Source organism: Rathayibacter tritici (assembly GCF_001641005.1).
Taxonomy (GTDB): Bacteria; Actinomycetota; Actinomycetes; order Actinomycetales; family Microbacteriaceae; genus Rathayibacter; species Rathayibacter tritici.
The window spans coordinates 2,734,169-2,751,729 of record NZ_CP015515.1; the positions used below are offsets into that span (position 1 = coordinate 2,734,169).

Here is a 17,561-nt window from a genome sequence, read left to right on the forward strand (position 1 = left end):
CACGCAGATCAGAGCTGGAGGGACGGGTCGGTGAAAAAGCCCGACGCGGCGAGCGCGTCCTCGGCACGGCCCTGCGCGCGTAGATCGCGGGCAGGAATGCCGACGAGTATCGCTCCGTCGGGTGCATCCTTGACCACGACGGCGTTCGCGCCCACGCTGACATCGGAGCCGAGCATGACCGGGCCAAGAACGACCGCGCCCGCCCCCACGACCACTCGATCACCGAGCGTGGGATGCCGGCGCTCGCGCCTGGCCGACTTCCCGCCCAGCGTGACGCCGTGGTACAGCATGCAGTCCTCACCGATCCGCGCGGTCTCCCCGATCACCACTCCCATGCCGTGGTCGATGAAAAGGCGCCGACCGATGGTCGCACCGGGGTGGATCTCGACTCCGGTCGCCGCCCGCGCCGCCTGGCTGAGCAGCCGGGCGGGCAGGCGCAGACCGCGCCGCCACCAGGCGTGCGCGACACGGTGCACCCAGATCGCGTGCACGCCCGGGTAGGCGAAGACGACCTCCACCGCGCTGCGGGCGGCGGGGTCGCGCTCCTGGGCGGTGCGGACGTCCTCGCGGAGCCGGGCGAGCACTCCGGGCGCCTCCGGCCCGGATAGGACGCGGCGCTCCGGCCGGCGGTCCCGTCCGGGGCGGGGCGTCCTGCCGTGGTTCGAGGGTTTCAGCTGCGGAGGTCCTCGTAGAGAACGGTAGAGATGTACCGCTCGCCGAAGTCGCAGACGATGGCGACGATGGTCTTGCCGGCGTTCTCGGGGCGCTTCGCGACCTCGAGCGCGGCCCACATGATCGAGCCGGAGGAGATGCCACCGAGGATGCCCTCCTGTGCGGCCATCTCCCGGGCCACCCGCACCGAGTCCTCGAGCGTGACGTCGATGATCTCGTCGTAGACCTCACGATCGAGGATCGCGGGGACGAAGTTGGCGCCAATGCCCTGGATCTTGTGCGGACCGGCGGTCCCCTGGGTGAGGAGCGGGGAGTCGATCGGCTCCACTCCGATGATCTGCACACCGGGTTTGCGCTCCTTGAGCACCTGTCCGACCCCGGTGATGGTGCCGCCGGTGCCGATACCGGCCACGAAGACGTCGACCTCGCCGTCGGTGTCCTCCCAGACCTCCTCGGCCGTGGTGCGGCGGTGCACCTCCGGGTTGGCGGCGTTCTCGAACTGGCGGGCGAGGATGGCGCCGGGAGTGCTGTCGACGATCGCACGGGCGCGCTCGACTGCACCGCGCATGCCCTCGCTACCGGGAGTCAGCACGATCTCGGCTCCGTAGGCCCGGAGGAGGACCCGGCGCTCGACGGACATCGTCTCGGGCATCGTGAGGATCACCGAGTAGCCGCGGGCGGCTCCGACCATCGCGAGGGCGATGCCGGTGTTGCCGCTTGTGCCCTCGACGATCGTCCCGCCGGGAGGCAGTTCCCCCGAGGCCTCTGCCGCGTCGATGATCGCGACGCCGATCCGGTCCTTCACGCTGTTCGCCGGGTTGTAGAACTCGAGCTTCGCCAGGACCGTTGCCCGATCAGCGCCGTCGAGGCGGTTGATGCGGACGAGAGGTGTCCTGCCGACGAGCTGGGTCACGTCGTCGTGAATGCGTGCCATGATGTGCGCTTTCTGCTGGGGCGGGCGACCGGGGCCCCGGAGCCGTCGGTGGAACAGGTGCTGGAGCGCCCACCGGGCAGGCGCATCCCCCACGATACGGATGCAGTGACTCCAGGTCAGCACCTCGGGCGCGCCCCCTCGTGCACATCGCCCGCCAGCTCGCATCTCCACCGGGAGGAGGACGCCGCCCGGGCGCGCGCGTCACGTACCATGAGCGCGGGGGATCGCGCGACTGTTCGCGAGGCTCTCGCCACCCTCCCCCCTGCATCTCCGCGGCCGCTCGCCGCGTCGAAAGGACGACCCTCCATGACGCTCCCCACTGCATCCCGCCGCTCCGTCCGGCCGCTCGGGATGTCACTGCGGGCAGTCATGGGCTTCATCGGGATGAGTGCTGTAGCGGGTGTCCTGATCACCGTCGGCGTCACTCCGGCCCTCGCGCTGACGGGCCTCGCCACGAGTAACACGATCGGCATGTTCCAGAACCTGCCCGGCTACCTCGACGTGGGCCATCTGATGCAGCGCACCAACATCTACGCGAGCAACGGCACGACCCTGCTCGCCTCCGTCTACGACCAGAACCGCGTCGAGGTCGGCTGGGACGACGTTGCGCAGTCCGCGAAGGACGCCGCCGTCGCCGGCGAGGACCCGCGCTTCTACCAGCACGGAGGCATCGACCTCCAGGGGACGCTCCGCGCGATCGCCGTCACGCTGGCGGGCGAGGACCTCCAGGGCGGTTCGTCGATCACGCAGCAGTACGTCAAGAACGTCCTCGTGCAGAAGGCGGAGTCGATCCCCGACAAGGCCGAGCGCGCCGAGGCCTACGACGAGGCGACCGCGCCGACGCCGGAGCGCAAGCTGAAAGAGATGCGGCTCGCGATCGGGCTCGAGAAGGAGGCGTCGAAGGACGACATCCTGCTCGGCTACCTCAACATCGCCCTCTTCGGAGGCACGGTGTACGGCATCGAGGCCGCGGCCAATTACTACTACGGCATCCCCGCGAGCCAGCTCTCCACCCCCCAGGCGGCGGCGCTGCTCGCGATCGTGAACAACCCGGTGAAGTTCAGCTTCGACAATCCGGGCGATGAGACGAACGGCGCCGCGAACGGCTATGCCGCCACCAAGGAGCGTCGCGACTACATCCTCTCGGAGGAGCTCAAGCACGGCCGAATCGACCAGGCCGCGTACGACGCCGCCGTCGCCGAACCGATCACCCCGAACATCACCGAGCCCTCGACCGGCTGCACCACGGCCGGGGACGCCGCCTACTTCTGCGACTACGTGCTCAACGTCCTCCGCAACGACACCGTCTTCGGAGCGAGCGACGATGAGCGCTACCAGCGCATCCGCCAGGGCGGCTTCGACGTCGTGACAACCCTCGACCTCGACATCCAGCAGGCCTCGCAGGCGGCGTTGAACGCCTACGTTCCCTCGGTGGACCCGCGCTTCCAGCTCGGCGCGACCGCCGCCTCCGTCGAGGCCAAGACGGGCCGCGTGCTCTCGATGGTGCAGAACACGAAGTACAGCCAGGACGAGCAGTTCCTCACCGCCAATCCCGGCTACAGCGCCATCAACCTCAACGTCGACCTCAGCATGGGGGGCGGCTCCGGCGTCCAGACCGGATCGACCTACAAGGTGTTCACGCTGGCGCAGTGGCTGAAGGCGGGGCACACGATCAACGAGTCGTTCCCGTCGCCGACGTCGGGGTTCGGCTCCTACGCCAAGAAGTGCAATGTCGAGAGCGGCTACTACCAGGGCGAGCGGTTCGCACCGAGGAACGACGATCCGTCCGAGGACTCCTCCTCCATGACGGCGCTCGAGTCCACGACCAATTCGATCAACACCGGCTTCATGGGCATGGCCAACAAGCTCGATCTCTGCGACATCCGTACGACCGCCGAATCGTTCGGAGTGCACGGCGCGAACGGCAAGGAGCTCAGTAGCGGCCCGGCCGCCGTCCTGGGTACCAACGAGATCGCCCCGCTCACTATGGCGAGCGCGTACGCGGGCATCGCGAACGATGGCACGACCTGCGACGCCGTCGTCATCGACCGGATCACCGACTCCGACGGAGCCGCTGTCGCCACCCCCGACTCGAACTGCCGAGCATCGGTGACTCCCGAGGTCGCTCGCGGTATGCAGTACGCGATGCAGCGAGTGATGACCTCGGGTACCGCCACCGCCTCGAACCCCCGCGATGGCATCGAGCACATCGGCAAGACGGGGACGACGGACGAGGCGGCCGACGTCTGGACCGCCGGCGCGAGCAGGGCGGCCTCGCTCGCCGTCTGGGTGGGCAGCATCAAGGGCTTCGACAACCACACCAAGCAGAACCTGCGCTTCACGACCATCACCGGCGAGTCGGGATCGATCAAGGCCTCGAACGCCCGCCACGCCATTTGGAAGCCGATCATGACGGCGCTCGATCAGAAATACGGCGGCGACAACTTCGCCGATCCGCCCGCGTCGATGCTCGCCAACTCGCCGCGCGGCGCGACCCTCGCCGAGGTGCCGGATGTGACCGGGAAGACCGTCGCCGATGCGTCAGCCACCCTGGAGGCTGCGGGCTTCGTCGTCGGCATCACGGAGCCGGCCGCGTCCGCCAAGATCCCCGAGGGTTCCGTGCTGACGACCACGCCGAGTACCGGCAAAACGGCTCTGCGGGGCGCGGTGATCCCGTTGCAGGTGAGCACGGGGAAGGCGCCGATCAACCCGGACGACATCATGGACGTTAACGGCGACCTACTCCCCTAGGACGCGCACGGTTGAGAAGGGGCCGATCCCACCAGAGATCGGCGGCTCGGAGCAGCCGTTCGTGACGAATCGGGGGTGTCCGCCTGAGGACCGGCTCCCAGTGTCGCGGGGAGAGGCGCGTGCTCTTCCGCCTCCCTCGCGAGGGGCCCAGGATGGAAGGACGACCCTAGCGGAGGAGCACGACGTGGGCATCGCGGAACCGTTCGATCTCGACGACCACCGCCGTCATGCGCCGGGAACCCTGCGCGAGCACTTCTCGGTGCGCGAGTTCGAGGAGGTGCCGCTGGATCGCGAGGCGATCGTCGCCACCGCGTACCTGCACGCAATCGAGCACGCCGCTCTCGCCCGGGTGCTGCCGATCGCCCGCGCCCATCCCGACGCCCAGGTCCGCTCATTCGCGACGGTCTGGGCGGCCGAGCGGCACCGGATCGCCGACGCGCTGGGCGACGTGCTCGCAGCCTCGCCGCAGATCCGCGGCATCGACGTCCGGCCACCGGAGCCGACCGTCGAGTCGCGCCCACTCGTGAACCGCGTCGCGGCCGCCCTCCCTGGTCCGATCGCGCTGGCGCTTGCGGTGGATGCGCGAATCGCGATGCACAGCTACCGTCGGCTCGCCCGGCTCTCGCTGCACCCCGAGATGGAGCGCCTCGCCGAGGCGATCATCGGCGTCCTGGAGCGGCAGGCCGACTTCTTCACCGTGCACGCGGCGGAACGTCTGGGCCGCCCGCTGCCCCGCCGCGTGCTGGCGGCGGGCCTGTTGGCCGTGCTGCGCCTCCCGATCGGCGAGGCCGACCTGCCCGAGCCTCTCGCCCGCGAAGGCCGCGAACTCGTGTTCGGTCGGGACGACGGCGGACTGGACGGGATCGACGCGGGGATCGTCGCCGCCTTCGCGCTGCCCTGCACAGCGGCCCGGCGGCTCGTGCATCCCCACCGGCCCGTGTCGATCCGCGCGGCACACCGCTTGGGGCGCCTGGCCTCCGACACCCGCTTCGCCGTCGCGACCCTGCTGGAGCAGGTGCGGGAGTAGCGCCCGCGCTCAGCCCAGCAGCTCGCGCACGTCCTCGGCGGTGATCCCGCCCGTGGCAGCGGCGCCGTCGTCGGACATGACCGCCGCGAAGAGCGCGGCCTTCGCCTCCTTGAGGGCCATCACCTTCTCCTCGATCGTGTCCTTCGCCACGAGCCGGTAGACCATCACCGAGCGGGTCTGGCCGATGCGGTGCGCGCGGTCGACGGCCTGCGACTCCGTGGCCGGGTTCCACCACGGGTCGAGCAGGATGCAGTAGTCGGCCTCGGTGAGGTTGAGCCCGAAGCCGCCCGCCTTGAGCGAGATCAGGAACACGCCCGCCTCACCCGAGCGGAACCGCTCGATGACCTCGTCGCGCTTCTTCGTCGCTCCGTCGAGGTAGGCGTACTCGATGCCGGCCGCGTCGAGCCGGCCGCGGACCCGGCCGAGGAACCGCGTGAACTGGCTGAAGACCAGCACGCGATGACCCTCGCCGAGCGCGTCGCCCAGCAGCTCGTCGAGCAGGTCGAGCTTGGTGGAGGGGACGCTCTCGTGCGCCTCGTCGACCAGCGCCGCGTCGAGGGCGACCTGGCGCAGCACCGTCAGCGCGCGGAAGATCGCGAAACGGTTCTTCTCGAAGTCGCCGATCAGGCCGAGCACCCGCTGCCGCTCCCGCGCTAAATAGGTGTCGTAGACCTTGCGCTGCTTCGGGCCGAGCTCGACCTCGAGAGTCTGCTCCTGCTTGGGCGGCAGCTCCTTCGCGACGAGCTCCTTGGTGCGCCGCAGCATCAGCGGGCGGATGCGCCGCCGCAGCTGCGAGAGCTTCTCGCTGTCGGCCTCGCGCTCGATCGGCTTCTGGTAGAACTCGACGAAGCCGGCGGGCGAGGGGAACAGGCCCGGAGCGACGATCGACAGGAGCGACCACAGCTCCATCACGTTGTTCTCCATCGGCGTGCCGGTGATGGCGAGCTTGAAGGGAACGTCGAGGCGGCGCGCGAGCTGGTGCGTGGCCGACTGGCGGTTCTTGACGAACTGCGCCTCGTCGAGGAGGAGCCCCGACCACTGGATGCCCGAATACGACTCGTAGTCGAGCCGGAACAGGGCGTAGGAGGTGACCACCAGCTCCGCCTCGCCGATGACGCTCGAGAGCGCCTTCCGCTTCTTCTTCGACGTCTCGTCGATGCCGACCACGCGCAGGTCCGGGGCGAACCGCTTGGCCTCGCCGACCCAGTTGGGCACGACGCTGGTGGGCGCGACAACGAGGAACGGGCGCGGCGAGGTGCCCGCCTCCTGGGCCGCGGCGCGCTGCTCCTGCATCACCCGGCTGACCAGAGCGAGGGACTGCACGGTCTTGCCCAGGCCCATGTCGTCCGCGAGTACGCCGCCGAGCTGGTTGTCGTAGAGGAACGAGAGCCAGTCGTAGCCGAGCTGCTGGTAGGGCCGCAGCTCGACGGCGAAGCCCTCGGGGAGGACGCGGGGCTCCAGGGCACCGGTCGCGGTGAAGCCGGAGAGGCCCTCGACGGAGCGGCGCCAGGCGGCGGCCTGCGCCTCCACGACGCCCAGTTCGACCAGCTCGTCCCAGAGTGAGGACTGGAAGCGGCTGATCCGCAGGGTCTCGCCGGGGTCGTCCGAGAGCTCTCGGGCCTCGGCGATCAGCTCGCGAAGTCGGCCGAAGCGTTCGTCGTCAAGGGCGAAGTAGACGCCGCTGGGCAGCACCATGTACTCGTCGCCGCGGGCGAGGGCGAGGAAGATCTCGGCGAGCGGGACCGCCTCACCGTTGACCGTGACCGAGATCTCGAGGTTGAACCAGTCGCGGCTGTCGGGCTGAGCGACGGTCTGCACGGCAACCACGGGAGCCGTCTGCGCCTCGCGGTACTCGACTCTCTCGCCGATCTCCTCGATCTCGACCGTGCCGAGCTCGTGGAGCCGCTCGACCTCGCCGGCGAGGAAGCCGACGGTCTGCATGCCGCGCAGGTCGAAAGTGGGGCGTAGGCGCCTGCTCGACGGCGAGACCAGTGCGGGGGTCGACTCCGGGTCCAGGCCCGCGCCGACGAGGGAGTCGAGGATGCGCTGCTCGGCGTCGAGGTCGCGGTAGCCGGCGTCCTCGCCGACCCGGAGCGGCAGCCGCTCGGCGTCGACGCCGCGCGCCCCCTCCACCGCGTAACGCCACCACCACGAGCCGCGCAGGCCCGCGCCCTCCGTGTGCTCGAGGGTGAGCCCCAGCCGCGGCTCGGGCACGGCGGGCGCCTCGAAGGAGCCGTCGCGGGAGACGATGTCGAACAGGCGATGCAGCCGCTGGTAGTGCTCGGTGAGGAAGGCCGATTCCTCGGCCATCGGGATGCGGATGGCCTCGCGGCTCCACAGGAACGTGCGCGCCGAGGACAGCAGCGGCGCGGCGAACGGGATGAGGGTGACCGGGCGGGCACGCAGCTCATCGCCCCCCTCCCAGGTGTAGAGGCCGACGGCCGGGTCGCCGATGAAACCGAACTCCTCGGGGGCCGGGTGGTCACCGATCGCGACGAGCGAGCGCAGCTCGAGGCCCGCAGGGGTGCGTGTGACGTCGATGGAGGCGGTGGCCGTGGTGTCGAGGATCTTCAGCGGCGTCTGGTCGCGATCACCCATCACCAGGCCGATGCCCGCGCGGACGGCGCCGTGCAGGGCCGCCCAAATCGCCTCGCTCCGGCACTGGTCGAGGTAGAGCCAGGTGTCGGGCGAGTAGTAACTGGAGGCGCTGTGGCCGGTGAGCAGGCCCTGCATCTCGCGGACGACGTCGATCTGGCGCTCGTCGTAGTCGTGGCTGTAATGCAGGTACCCGAGGTCGCGCCAGCTCGCGCCGGTGCGCACCCAGCGGTCGCGCTCGCCCATCCGCACCGGGCGGACGCCGAGGCGCGGGCGCGGCTCGGGCGGCGGGCGGTAGGAGTTGTAGCGGCCGGGCGGGCGGCGCACGGGCTCGCCGGGCAGCAGCTCGAATTGCAGGCCCAGCGGGATGCCGGTCCGCGAGCGGTCGGCTCCGGCGAGCAGCGGAGCGAGTGCACTGCGCCACTCCGGGACCGCGTCGACGGCGGCCTCACCCGGGAACGGGCCGGCCACTCCGCCCTCGCGCTCGCGGCGCAGGGCCTCGATCAGGACGGCCGCGACGTGCTTGCACTCGCGCTTGACCGGGCAGCTGCAGGCGCCGCCGAGCAGGCTCCAGTGCTCGCCCTCGTCGCGCAACTGCACGCTCACCGCGTAGGGCAGCCGACCGGATCCGCGGACCTGGCCGAAGAGGCGCGTTCTGCCGCCGAACCACTGCAGCTCGCGGACGCGTCCCTCGTCGGCGTAGGCGGCGCCCTTCTCGAACGCGGCGGTGCCGACGAGTGCGCGGATGTCCTGCTCCCAGAAGGGCTCGTGGCCGGCGGTCACCGACCCGGGTGCGGCCGACGGCAGCACCTCACCGGGGGGACTCTGGCGGGCCATGAACCTCACGCTCTCCGCGCTCGAACGAACGCATCCGCCTATTCAACCCGATCCCGGGGACGCGGCGGGCCGCTGGGCGGGATCTCGGAGGACGCACGGCCGTCCCTACGATGGAGGAATGCCCCGTCTGGCCGTCGTCTCGGCGCACACCTCCCCGCTCGAGCAGCCCTCGACGGGCGACGCGGGCGGCATGAACGTCTACCTGGCGGCGATCCTGCCGGAGTTGGCGGCGCTGGGCTGGGAGGTCGAGGTGCTGACCCGTGGCGAGGGCGTGCGGATGCTCGCACCCGGCGTGCGGGTGGTCGGCGTTCCCGTGCCGCCGGGCGACAAGTACGCGCTGGCCTCCACGGCGCCGGAATTCGCGCGCGCCGCGGCGGGAGCGGACGTGGTCCACTCCCACTACTGGGTGTCCGGGCTCGCCGGGATGCTCACCGGGCGGCCGCACGTGCACTCGATGCACTCCAGTTCGCTGGCGAAGAACGCCCGGCTCGCTCCGGGAGACGTCCCTGAGCCGCCGCAGAGGATTGACGCGGAACACTCGGTGCTCGCGGCGGCCGACGCGATCGTGGTGGCGGGCGCCTCGGAGCGGAAGGACGTCGTCGACGGGTACGGCGCGGATCCGGCGCGGGTGGTCGTGGTGCCGCCGGGGGTCGACGCACGGTTCCGGCCGGGCGGGGGCGAGCGCTCGGGAGTCGTCCTGGTCGGGCGGGTCCAGCCGCTCAAGGGGCAGCTGCTCGCGGTGCAGGCACTCGCAGCGATGACGCCGACGGAGCGGCCGGTGCTGCGGCTGGTCGGTGGGGCGGCTGCGGGACGGGAGTCGTACCTCGATGCGGTGCGCGCCGCCGCGGCTCCGCTGGCCGACCGCGTGCTGATTGAGGGGCCGGCCGACCGCGACACCGTGGCTCTGCGGCTGCGCAGCGCGCGGCTGGCGCTCGTGCCGTCGGCGGCCGAGACCTTCGGGCTGATCGCGCTCGAGGCGGCGGGTAGCGGGACGCCGGTACTGGCACGACGCACAACCGGCCTCATCGATGCGGTGCGGGAGGGCGCGAGCGGCGTGCTGCTCGCGTCCGACTCACCCTCAGCGTGGGCCGCGGCGATGCTCGACCTCCTGCGCTCGCCCGGTGACCTGGCGCGCCTCGGCCGCGGCGGCGTGGACTGGGCCGCCACCCACTCCTGGCCGGCCGCCGCCGCCCGCCTCGACGCCCTCTACCGCCGCCTGCTGGCGCACTGAGGGAACCCCGACTCGTCGAGGGAGCCAGCTCCTGCGGGTTCCCTCGACGGCTCGGGGTTCCCTCGATGGTGGGGGGCGGCGGGGGTGCCGGGGTCGAGGCGGGCGCCGCGGGTGGAGCGGTACCAGGGGGCGAGACGGTCGGGCGAGACGGCGACCATCGCGGCGCCCGTGAATCCGGCGTCGTTGCCGAAGCGGGCGGGGACGATCTCGGTACCGATGTCGAGGAAGCGCGCGAACTCGTCGAAGACGTGCGCGGCCGCGCCACCGATCACGAACAGCTGCGGCGAGAGCAGCATCTCGAGGTGCCGGTAGTAGACGCCGAGACGCCCGGCCCACTCCTCGAGCGTGATGCCCTCGCGCCGGACGGCGGAGAAGCCGACCTGCGGCTCGAAGTCGGGGCCGTCGATGTGCAGGTGGCCGAACTCAGAGTTGGGGATCACCACACCCTCATGCACGAGCGCCGTACCGATGCCCGTACCGAGAGTGGTCAGCAGGAGCAGGCCCTCCCGGCCGCGCATCGCGCCGAATTCGCGCTCGGCGACGCCCGCCGCATCCGCATCGTTGACGACGACGACGTCCACTCCGGTCGCCTCCGACAGCAGGGCCTGCGCGTCGAGGCCGACCCAGCGCTCCGAGACGTGGGTGGTCTGGCGGACGACGCCGCCGCGGACGATGCCGGGGAAGCCGACACCGACGGGCGTGCCCGCGATCGGCGAGACATCGCGGACGATACCGGCGATCGCCGCGGCGAAATCTTCGGGCTCCTTGCCCAGCGGGTTCGCCACAGCGAAACGCCGGGCCGCACGCTCGCCGGTCGTGACGTCGACGAGCGAGGCCTTGATCGACGTCCCCCCGATATCGACGCCGACGGCGAAACGCGGGAGGAGGCCGTCCTGGGGCTGGGTCACGGATGCTCCGTCTGCAGTGGTGGCGAGTCGGGGACTCGGGAACGCGGTCGGCTCGCCGGATCCGGGATCACGACGAGCCGAAGGCGAGTCTACGATCCGTCAGGTGCGCGCGCGCTCCGAGAAGGCGCCGAGGACGTAGTCGATCACCGGCCCGTAGAGGTGCACGGCTAGCCCGTCGTCGATCGGCACGACCACCTCGATCGAGCCCTGTGCCTCCGCGACGAAGACCGCGGGGTCGTTGCAGTCGGCGATCGCGATGACCGGAAGACCGCGTCGGCCGGCCGCGCCCGCAAAGCCGTGGTCGGCGATCACCAGGTCGGGGCGGACGCCGAGCTCGTCGAGGCGGTCGAGCAGCGCGTCCATCGGCTCCGGCGAGTGGGTGTGCTGGAGCCCTCCCCCGCGATAGACGCAGGTCACCCCGCCGGTGCACCACAGGGCCTGATGCTCGTCGGTGAGCGGGACCCGGATGCCGTCGGGCGCGGCGAACGGCAGGGCGTTCACGTCGATCACGCGGGCGCCCTGCTCCGTCGCGGCGGCGGCGAAGCGGCGGTAGACGTCCATCAGGGTCGCGGGGTGCGCGGTGGCGAACAGGAGCAGCGCGCCCTCGCGGACGGCGGCGGCGAAGCGGTCGCGGTAGCGGGCGAGTCCCGCGATCGTCAGGCGGGCGTCGATCCGGTCCTGCCCGCTCTCGAAGGAGGGATCGGTGCTGATCCCCACGCGCTCCCCCATCAGGGCGAGCAGGCTGTCGAGCGTCCAGTGCTCGGCGACATCGACCCCGTAGAGGTGAGCGGGCTCGCGAGCGGCGAGACGGCGCAGGTTGCCGAGGTTGGACGCGCGGCCGGTGAGGACGTCTCCAGCGAGGAGGGAGGAGTCGAGGTAGGCCTCGAGCTCGGAGTCGGGCAGCGGCATGCGGGACCTCTCGACGGGGAGCCTCCAGGCTACGGGGAATTCACGTCTTGACAGTCGATCCGTCGCCGACATATCGTTACTACATCGCCGACAGATCGTGAGCAGTCGCTCCCGACGGGCGAACGGATTCGATCGACAGAGATCCCCCACGACAGAAAGCAGCACACCCATGAACCCCAGGACCTTCTTCTCCGACGACCGCCGCGACTCCTGCGACGGCGACCACTCCACCCGCCAGGAGCACCCCGGCCAGCGACGCGGACCCGGCGGTCACGGCCGCGGCTTCGGGCCCGGCTTCGGCTTCGGCCCGGGCTTCGGCCCCGGCTTCGGCCCCGGCTTCGGCGGCCCCTTCGGCCGCGGCGGAGGACGCGCCAGACGCGGCGACGTCCGCGCGGCCCTCCTCTCCCTCCTCGCCGAGAAGTCCTCGAACGGCTACGGCCTGATCAAGGCCATAGCCGAAAAGACGAACGGCTCGTGGCGCCCCAGTCCCGGCTCCGTCTACCCCACCCTCCAGCAGCTCGTCGACGAGGGCCTCATCACGGCCGTCGGCGAGGGCCGCGGCACCGAGTACCAGCTCACGGACGCGGGTGGAACCTACGTCCGCGAGCACGCCGACGAGCTCGCCGCGGCCTGGGAGGCGACGCCCGGTGCGAGCGACGCCGACCGGGCGTTCATCGAGAACGTCGGCAAGCTGATGGGTGTCGTTCAGCAGTTCCGTGGAGCGAGCGAAGCCCAGCGCGCCGCCGCCTCTGCGAAGCTCGACGAGACCCGTCGCGCGCTGTACCTCATCCTCGCCGACTGATCACGACCGGCTGACCAGCCGGACCCGGGACGGACGGGACGCCCCGCAACGTCAGCTGAGAGCACCTGTCGCGCGTCATCGTGCGCGACAGTCCTTCTCAGCTGACGTTGTGCGTCGGTCTCCGGGGCGGTACGAGGCAGCGAGACGGGCCAGGCCCTCGTCCAGGCTCACCGACGGGCTCCAGCCCAGGTCGGCGCGCGTGCGGCGCTGGTCGAACCAGTGCGCGGTCGAGAGCTGCTCGGCCAGAAAGCGCGTCATCGGCGGCTCATCGGCGCCGGGTCGCACGGCCCACACGCGCTCGACGAGCGAGCCGGCAGCCCGCGCGACGCCCGCGGGGACCGACCACCGCGGCGGTTCGACTCCCGAGGCACGACAGATCCCGGCCAGCAGTTCGGCGACAGGCCGGGGCTCACCATTAGTGACGACGTAGGAGCGGCCGTGCACCTCCTCCGCGCGCCCGAGAGCGGCGACGATCGCCGAGGCGGCGTTGTCGATGTACGTCGAGTCGATCAGCGCCTGCCCGTGGCCGAGCAACGGCAGCCGGCCGGCGCGGGCCCGCTCGACGATGCGGGCCACGAGCTGGGTGTCGCCCGGCCCCCAGACCAGATGCGGGCGCACGGCCACCACCGAGAAACCCGGCGCGTCGGCCGCGAGGGCCAGCAGCTCGGCGCGGGCCTTGGTGCGCGCGTAATCGCCGCGGGCCCGCTCCGGATCGGCGGGCTCGGCGTCCTCGCCGGTGATCGAGGAGCCGGCGTGGGCGACGGAGGGCGACGAGATCTGGACGAAGCGAGTCGCTCCGGCGCGGGCGGCGGCGGCGAGCAGGCGGCGGGTCCCGTCGACGTTCACGCGATCGAAGTCGCCCGGGTCGCCCGCGAGCGAGACCTTCGCGGCGAGGTGGACGACTCCCTCGCAATCGGCGACCGCCTGCTCCACCGCGCGCGGATCGGTCAGCGAGCCCCGTGACTCCTCGACGCCCGCCACCCCGGAAGGCCTGCGCTGGAAGGTCCGCACGTCGTGGCCCTGGGCGACGAGGCCCGCGGCCACCGCGCCTCCGAGCAGCCCGCTCGCGCCGGTGACCAGGACCCTCACGGCGCCACCATCCGGCCGCCCGCCAGCACGCCCTCGGCCCAGCGCGAGAGCGCGGCCCGGTCGATCTTCGAGTTGTGGCGGATGTCGGTGGGCAGCGCCGGAACGACGAGCACCGCGGCGACCCGCCGGCCCACAGCCGAGCGGACCTCGGCCGCGAGCGCCTCCTCGGCCAGCGCCACCCGTCGAGCGCCCGAGCGCAGCTCGACCACGGCGACCAACTGCGCCACTCCGCGTGGCCCGGCACCCACGACCGCGGCGCGCGCGACAGAACACACCCGCGACTCGATCCGCTGCTCCGGACCCACCGGCGTGACCACTCCCTCCGGCGTGACCACGACGTGCGGCATCCGCCCCTCGACCCAGAGCCGGCCTGCGGAGTCGATCCGCCCGACATCGCCGGTGCGGTGCCAGCGCTCGCCGGCGACAGCGCCGATGCGCGCGGCCCGATCGGTCAGCCAGAGCCGCTCGTAGTGGTCCTCGACGTGCCCCGCAGAGACGACGATCTCGCCGGTGACGCCCACGATCTCCACCGGCTCGTCGGCGGCCCGACCGTCCGCGTCCAGCGGGGCGATCCGCAGTCGTACGCCCGCGGCGGGCACCCCGACGCAGACGCCGCCGCGCGGATCGTCGTCGGACGCCGCCTCCCGGATGCCCTCGAGCGCTGCGTCGGTGAGCAGCAGCGCCTCGGTCATGCCGTAGGGGGTGCGGGCGGAGGCGTTCGGCATCAGCGCCTGCGCCTCGCCGAGCAGTCCCGCCGAGACGGGAGCTCCGGCCGACAGGAAGGTGCGGACACCGGCGAGGGCGCGGTGGTCGTCGGCGCCCAAGGCTTCGGCGGTCGCCACGACGTTCGTCAGGGCTGCGGGAGAGAGGAAGAGCACGGTCGCGTCGACCCGGGCGGCGGCCGCGGCGACGGCGGTCGCGGTGAGCGTGCGGGGCGCGGTGACGTCCATGTCCGGCGTCGCGGATCGCGTGCCCAGCGCGGGGCCGAGCAGGGCGAACGGGGCGAAGCCGGCGACGAGCCCGGTGCCCGGTCCGATGCCGTACTGGCGGGCGAGCGCGTCGCGGACGCCCGCCAGCTGGCGGTGCGTGTAGACGACGCCCTTGGCGGGTCCGGTCGAGCCGGAGGTGAACAGGATCGCGGCCACGGCGTCGGCGGCGGGAGCCTCGCCCAGCGCGGCCGGGTCCGCGGCCAGCTCGGCGCGACCAAGCTCGATCAGCTGCCCGAGCGAGGTGTCGACGCCGAGAGCGGCGGCGGAGGCGCGCGGCAGCGTCTGCGTCGAGACCCGCCCGCCCGGCCAGCGCAGCGCGCGCGCGACTGTGAGCCCGGGCAGGGCGCCGACCACCAGATCCGGCCAGGCGCCGCGGACCGCCCGGGTGAGGCCGCGCAGGCCCAGACCCGCGTCGGCAACGACCACGACGGCTCCGATGCGCAGGCACGCGTAGAGCAGCGCCGTCAGATCGGCGCCGGGCGGCACGAGGAGCGAGACGCGGTCGCCCGGAGCGACGCCCGAGGCGCGGAGCCCGGCGGCCAGCTCGCGGACCCGCCGCGAGAGCAGGCGCCACGAGACCGAGCGGGGCCCACCGCCCCCGGGCGGCGCCATCTCGACCAGGGCGAGGGAGTCGTCCTCGGCGTTCCGATCCAGGTGCGCCCACAGCGACTCGACCGGCGCACTCGGGCGGCGGACGTCGGGGGCCGGGTTGCCGCCGAAGGGCTCGTCGCCGTCGGCGAGGTCGCCCAGCCAGGTGAGGACGGCGGACGCGTAGTCGACGTCCTCGGCCAGCAGATGACCCGCGCCCTCGAAGCGGTGGACCTGTGCGTGCGGGAGGCGGTCGACGAGGTCGTCGAGGTAGCGGTCCGAGAAGATCGGATCGAGCGGACCCCACAGCATCAGGGCGGGGGCGGTCAGGGCGCGGACGCCCTCGGCGATGCGCTGCAGCTCGGGGTCACTCGGGTGCGCGGAGTCGACGGGGATGTCGGCGACGAAGCCACCCACTCCCCCGCGGCGCGACGCAGACCGGTAGGGCGCGCGGTATCCCTCCTTCACAGCGGAGAGCAGCGCCGGGTGACCCAGCGCGAGAGTCGTCTCGAGGAAGGCCGGCGTGCCGACCGTGGACGCGCCGAGCACGCCCGAGGCGAGCGCGAGCCGCAGCGGAGCCGGGATCGGCGCGTCGGCGCTCTGGTGGACGGCGGTGTTCAGGAGCATCGTGGCGCGCAGCAGCTCCGGGTGGTCGACCGCCCAGCCCAGCGAGACGACTCCGCCCCAGTCGTGGCCGAGCGTGACCACGTCGTCCAGCCCGAGCACGTCGGTGAGGTTCGAGAGCTCGCGCACGCGGTCGGCGAGCGGATGCAGTGCACCGGTGCGCTCGGAGAAGCCCATCTCGAGCTGATCGACCGCGACCACCCGCCAGGCGGGCCCACCGCCGCGGGCTGCCTCGAGAGTGGCGGCCGCGAGCCGACGCCAGAGATACGACCAGGTGGGATTGCCGTGCACGCAGAGGATCGTGCCGACCGGCTCCACGCCGAGGGCGTCACCCGTGTCCAGCAGGTGCCAGCGACGGGAGACGCCCTGCGCATCCGGAGCATCGACGAGACGCGACCACGCCGGATCGAGCCCGTCGAGCCCGGTCGGAGGCAGCTGCGCCGCGGCCGTGGCGCCGAGCGCTCCGCGGATCCGCTCGGCCGGGTGGGCGCCGGTCACCAGGCGATCTCGAGCATCGCGGTGTTGATGCCCGAGCCCACTCCGATGAGCAGAACCCGGTTGCCGGGCTGCAGGGTCTCGGCCTCCTGGGCGAGGGTGATCGGGATCGACGCCGGGCCCACGTTGCCGAGGGTCGGGTAGGTCGTGGGGACGCGGCTGCGGTCGATGCCGACGGCCTTTACCAGCGCGGCGGTGTGCACATCCGACACCTGGTGCGTGATGTAGCGGTCCATCCCGGTCCAGTTCCAGTCGCGGGTGGCCTCCTTCCATGCCGAGAGCACGAGCTCCATCCCGCCCTTGAGCAGCGCCTTTGCGTCGGTGAACATGCCGTCGACGCTACCGATGCACAGCTCGTTGAACTGGGTCGCCGCGCGCGTGATGCCGCCGAGGATGCGGTGGCCCTTGGGGTGCTCGTCGGCCGGGCCGAGGACGGCCGCCGCGGCGCCGGAGCCGAGGGTCAGGCTCGCGAACTCGCTCATGAAGTCCTTGCGCTTCACTCCTTCACGGCTGAGGCGCTCAATGGTGTTGACCTGGATCTCGTCGGCGTCCTCGCCATCGATGATGAGTGCGTAGCGGATCTGGCCGGAGTCGATCAGCTGCGCGGCGAGGGTCATACCGTTGACGAAGCCCAGGCACGCATTCGCGATGTCGAAGTTGATGGCCGAGGAGGGCAGACCCAGCCCGTGGTGCAGGCGGACGGCGACCGAGGGCTCGAGGTGCTTGCGCGTCACCGACGTGTTGATGATCAGGCCGATCTGGTCGGCGCGCACTCCGGCCTCAGCGAGAGCCCGCTTGCCGGCGTCGATCGCAGCTCCGTCGAAGCCCTGCTCGGCGCCCCAATTGCGGCGCTCGTGCACGCCGGCGACCCGCTGGAGGAGGCCGGTGGGGAGCCGGAGGCGCTTGAGCGCCGGAGCGAGCCGCGCCTCGATCTCGGCCGAGGTGGTCACGCGCGGAGCCAGCGTGGTCGCGACGGAGAGCAATGCGACGTTGCGGTGCGTGGTCGTTGCGTTTCCGTCCAACGGAACTCCCTATCGAGTTATCGATCCTGGCATGTGCCTCCGTGATTTTACGCTGTCGTTGAGACAGCACTTCCTGAATGCCGGCGGG

General features: G+C 71.9%; 12 protein-coding genes. 4 read left to right on the forward strand and 8 right to left on the reverse strand.

Annotation, left to right across the window (positions count from 1 at the left end):
• Window positions 1-8: 8 nt before the first annotated feature.
• Entirely contained in the window at window positions 9-584 is a 576-nt protein-coding gene (gene epsC, locus A6122_RS12415; protein ID WP_068255440.1) for a serine O-acetyltransferase EpsC, read from the reverse strand.
• Between the two features lie 86 nt (window positions 585-670).
• A complete protein-coding gene (gene cysK, locus A6122_RS12420) occupies window positions 671-1,606 on the reverse strand; it encodes a cysteine synthase A (RefSeq protein WP_068255444.1) in 936 nt (311 codons plus the stop codon).
• 306 nt (window positions 1,607-1,912) lie between these two features.
• Here cysK and A6122_RS12425 point away from each other — a divergent pair, with 306 nt between their 5' ends.
• A complete protein-coding gene (locus A6122_RS12425; protein ID WP_068255447.1) occupies window positions 1,913-4,357 on the forward strand; it encodes a transglycosylase domain-containing protein in 2,445 nt (814 codons plus the stop codon).
• 184 nt (window positions 4,358-4,541) lie between these two features.
• On the forward strand, window positions 4,542-5,384 hold the full coding sequence (locus tag A6122_RS12430) for a hypothetical protein (RefSeq protein ID WP_068255450.1): 843 nt from the start codon (window positions 4,542-4,544) through the stop codon (window positions 5,382-5,384).
• 9 nt (window positions 5,385-5,393) lie between these two features.
• Here A6122_RS12430 and A6122_RS12435 read toward each other — a convergent pair whose 3' ends face one another.
• Window positions 5,394-8,816: a DEAD/DEAH box helicase gene (locus A6122_RS12435; protein ID WP_068255452.1), complete on the reverse strand. Its 3,423-nt coding sequence runs from the start codon at window positions 8,814-8,816 to the stop codon at window positions 5,394-5,396.
• A gap of 118 nt (window positions 8,817-8,934) precedes the next feature.
• Here A6122_RS12435 and A6122_RS12440 point away from each other — a divergent pair, with 118 nt between their 5' ends.
• Window positions 8,935-10,047, forward strand: a complete 1,113-nt coding sequence (locus tag A6122_RS12440; protein WP_068255455.1) for a glycosyltransferase — start codon at window positions 8,935-8,937, stop codon at window positions 10,045-10,047.
• On the opposite strand, the gene A6122_RS12445 is transcribed toward A6122_RS12440, so the two are convergent.
• The gene (locus tag A6122_RS12445) at window positions 10,023-10,955 is read right to left on the reverse strand and encodes an ROK family protein (protein ID WP_068255458.1); all 933 of its coding nucleotides are present in this window, start codon (window positions 10,953-10,955) and stop codon (window positions 10,023-10,025) included. The two genes, A6122_RS12440 and A6122_RS12445, sit on opposite strands and share 25 nt — an antisense overlap.
• A 99-nt stretch (window positions 10,956-11,054) precedes the next feature.
• Window positions 11,055-11,864 carry a phosphatase gene (locus A6122_RS12450; RefSeq protein WP_068255459.1) on the reverse strand — a complete coding sequence of 270 codons (810 nt, stop codon included), beginning with the start codon at window positions 11,862-11,864 and terminating at the stop codon, window positions 11,055-11,057.
• A 169-nt stretch (window positions 11,865-12,033) separates the two neighbouring features.
• Between A6122_RS12450 and A6122_RS12455 the strand changes: the two genes are divergently transcribed.
• The gene (locus A6122_RS12455) at window positions 12,034-12,666 is read left to right on the forward strand and encodes a PadR family transcriptional regulator (protein ID WP_084416039.1); all 633 of its coding nucleotides are present in this window, start codon (window positions 12,034-12,036) and stop codon (window positions 12,664-12,666) included.
• A 75-nt stretch (window positions 12,667-12,741) separates the two neighbouring features.
• Here A6122_RS12455 and A6122_RS12460 read toward each other — a convergent pair whose 3' ends face one another.
• From A6122_RS12460 to A6122_RS12470, 3 genes are read right to left on the reverse strand one after another with little or no spacing between them, the layout of a single operon-like run.
• Entirely contained in the window at window positions 12,742-13,755 is a 1,014-nt protein-coding gene (locus A6122_RS12460) for an NAD-dependent epimerase/dehydratase family protein (protein WP_068255465.1), read from the reverse strand.
• The gene (locus A6122_RS12465) at window positions 13,752-16,454 is read right to left on the reverse strand and encodes an alpha/beta fold hydrolase (RefSeq protein WP_237358185.1); all 2,703 of its coding nucleotides are present in this window, start codon (window positions 16,452-16,454) and stop codon (window positions 13,752-13,754) included. Before A6122_RS12465 ends, A6122_RS12460 begins: the two co-directional genes overlap by 4 nt.
• Entirely contained in the window at window positions 16,451-17,473 is a 1,023-nt protein-coding gene (locus A6122_RS12470; RefSeq protein WP_068255469.1) for a 3-oxoacyl-ACP synthase III, read from the reverse strand. The genes A6122_RS12465 and A6122_RS12470 overlap by 4 nt, the downstream gene beginning before the upstream one ends.
• Window positions 17,474-17,561 lie beyond the last annotated feature (88 nt).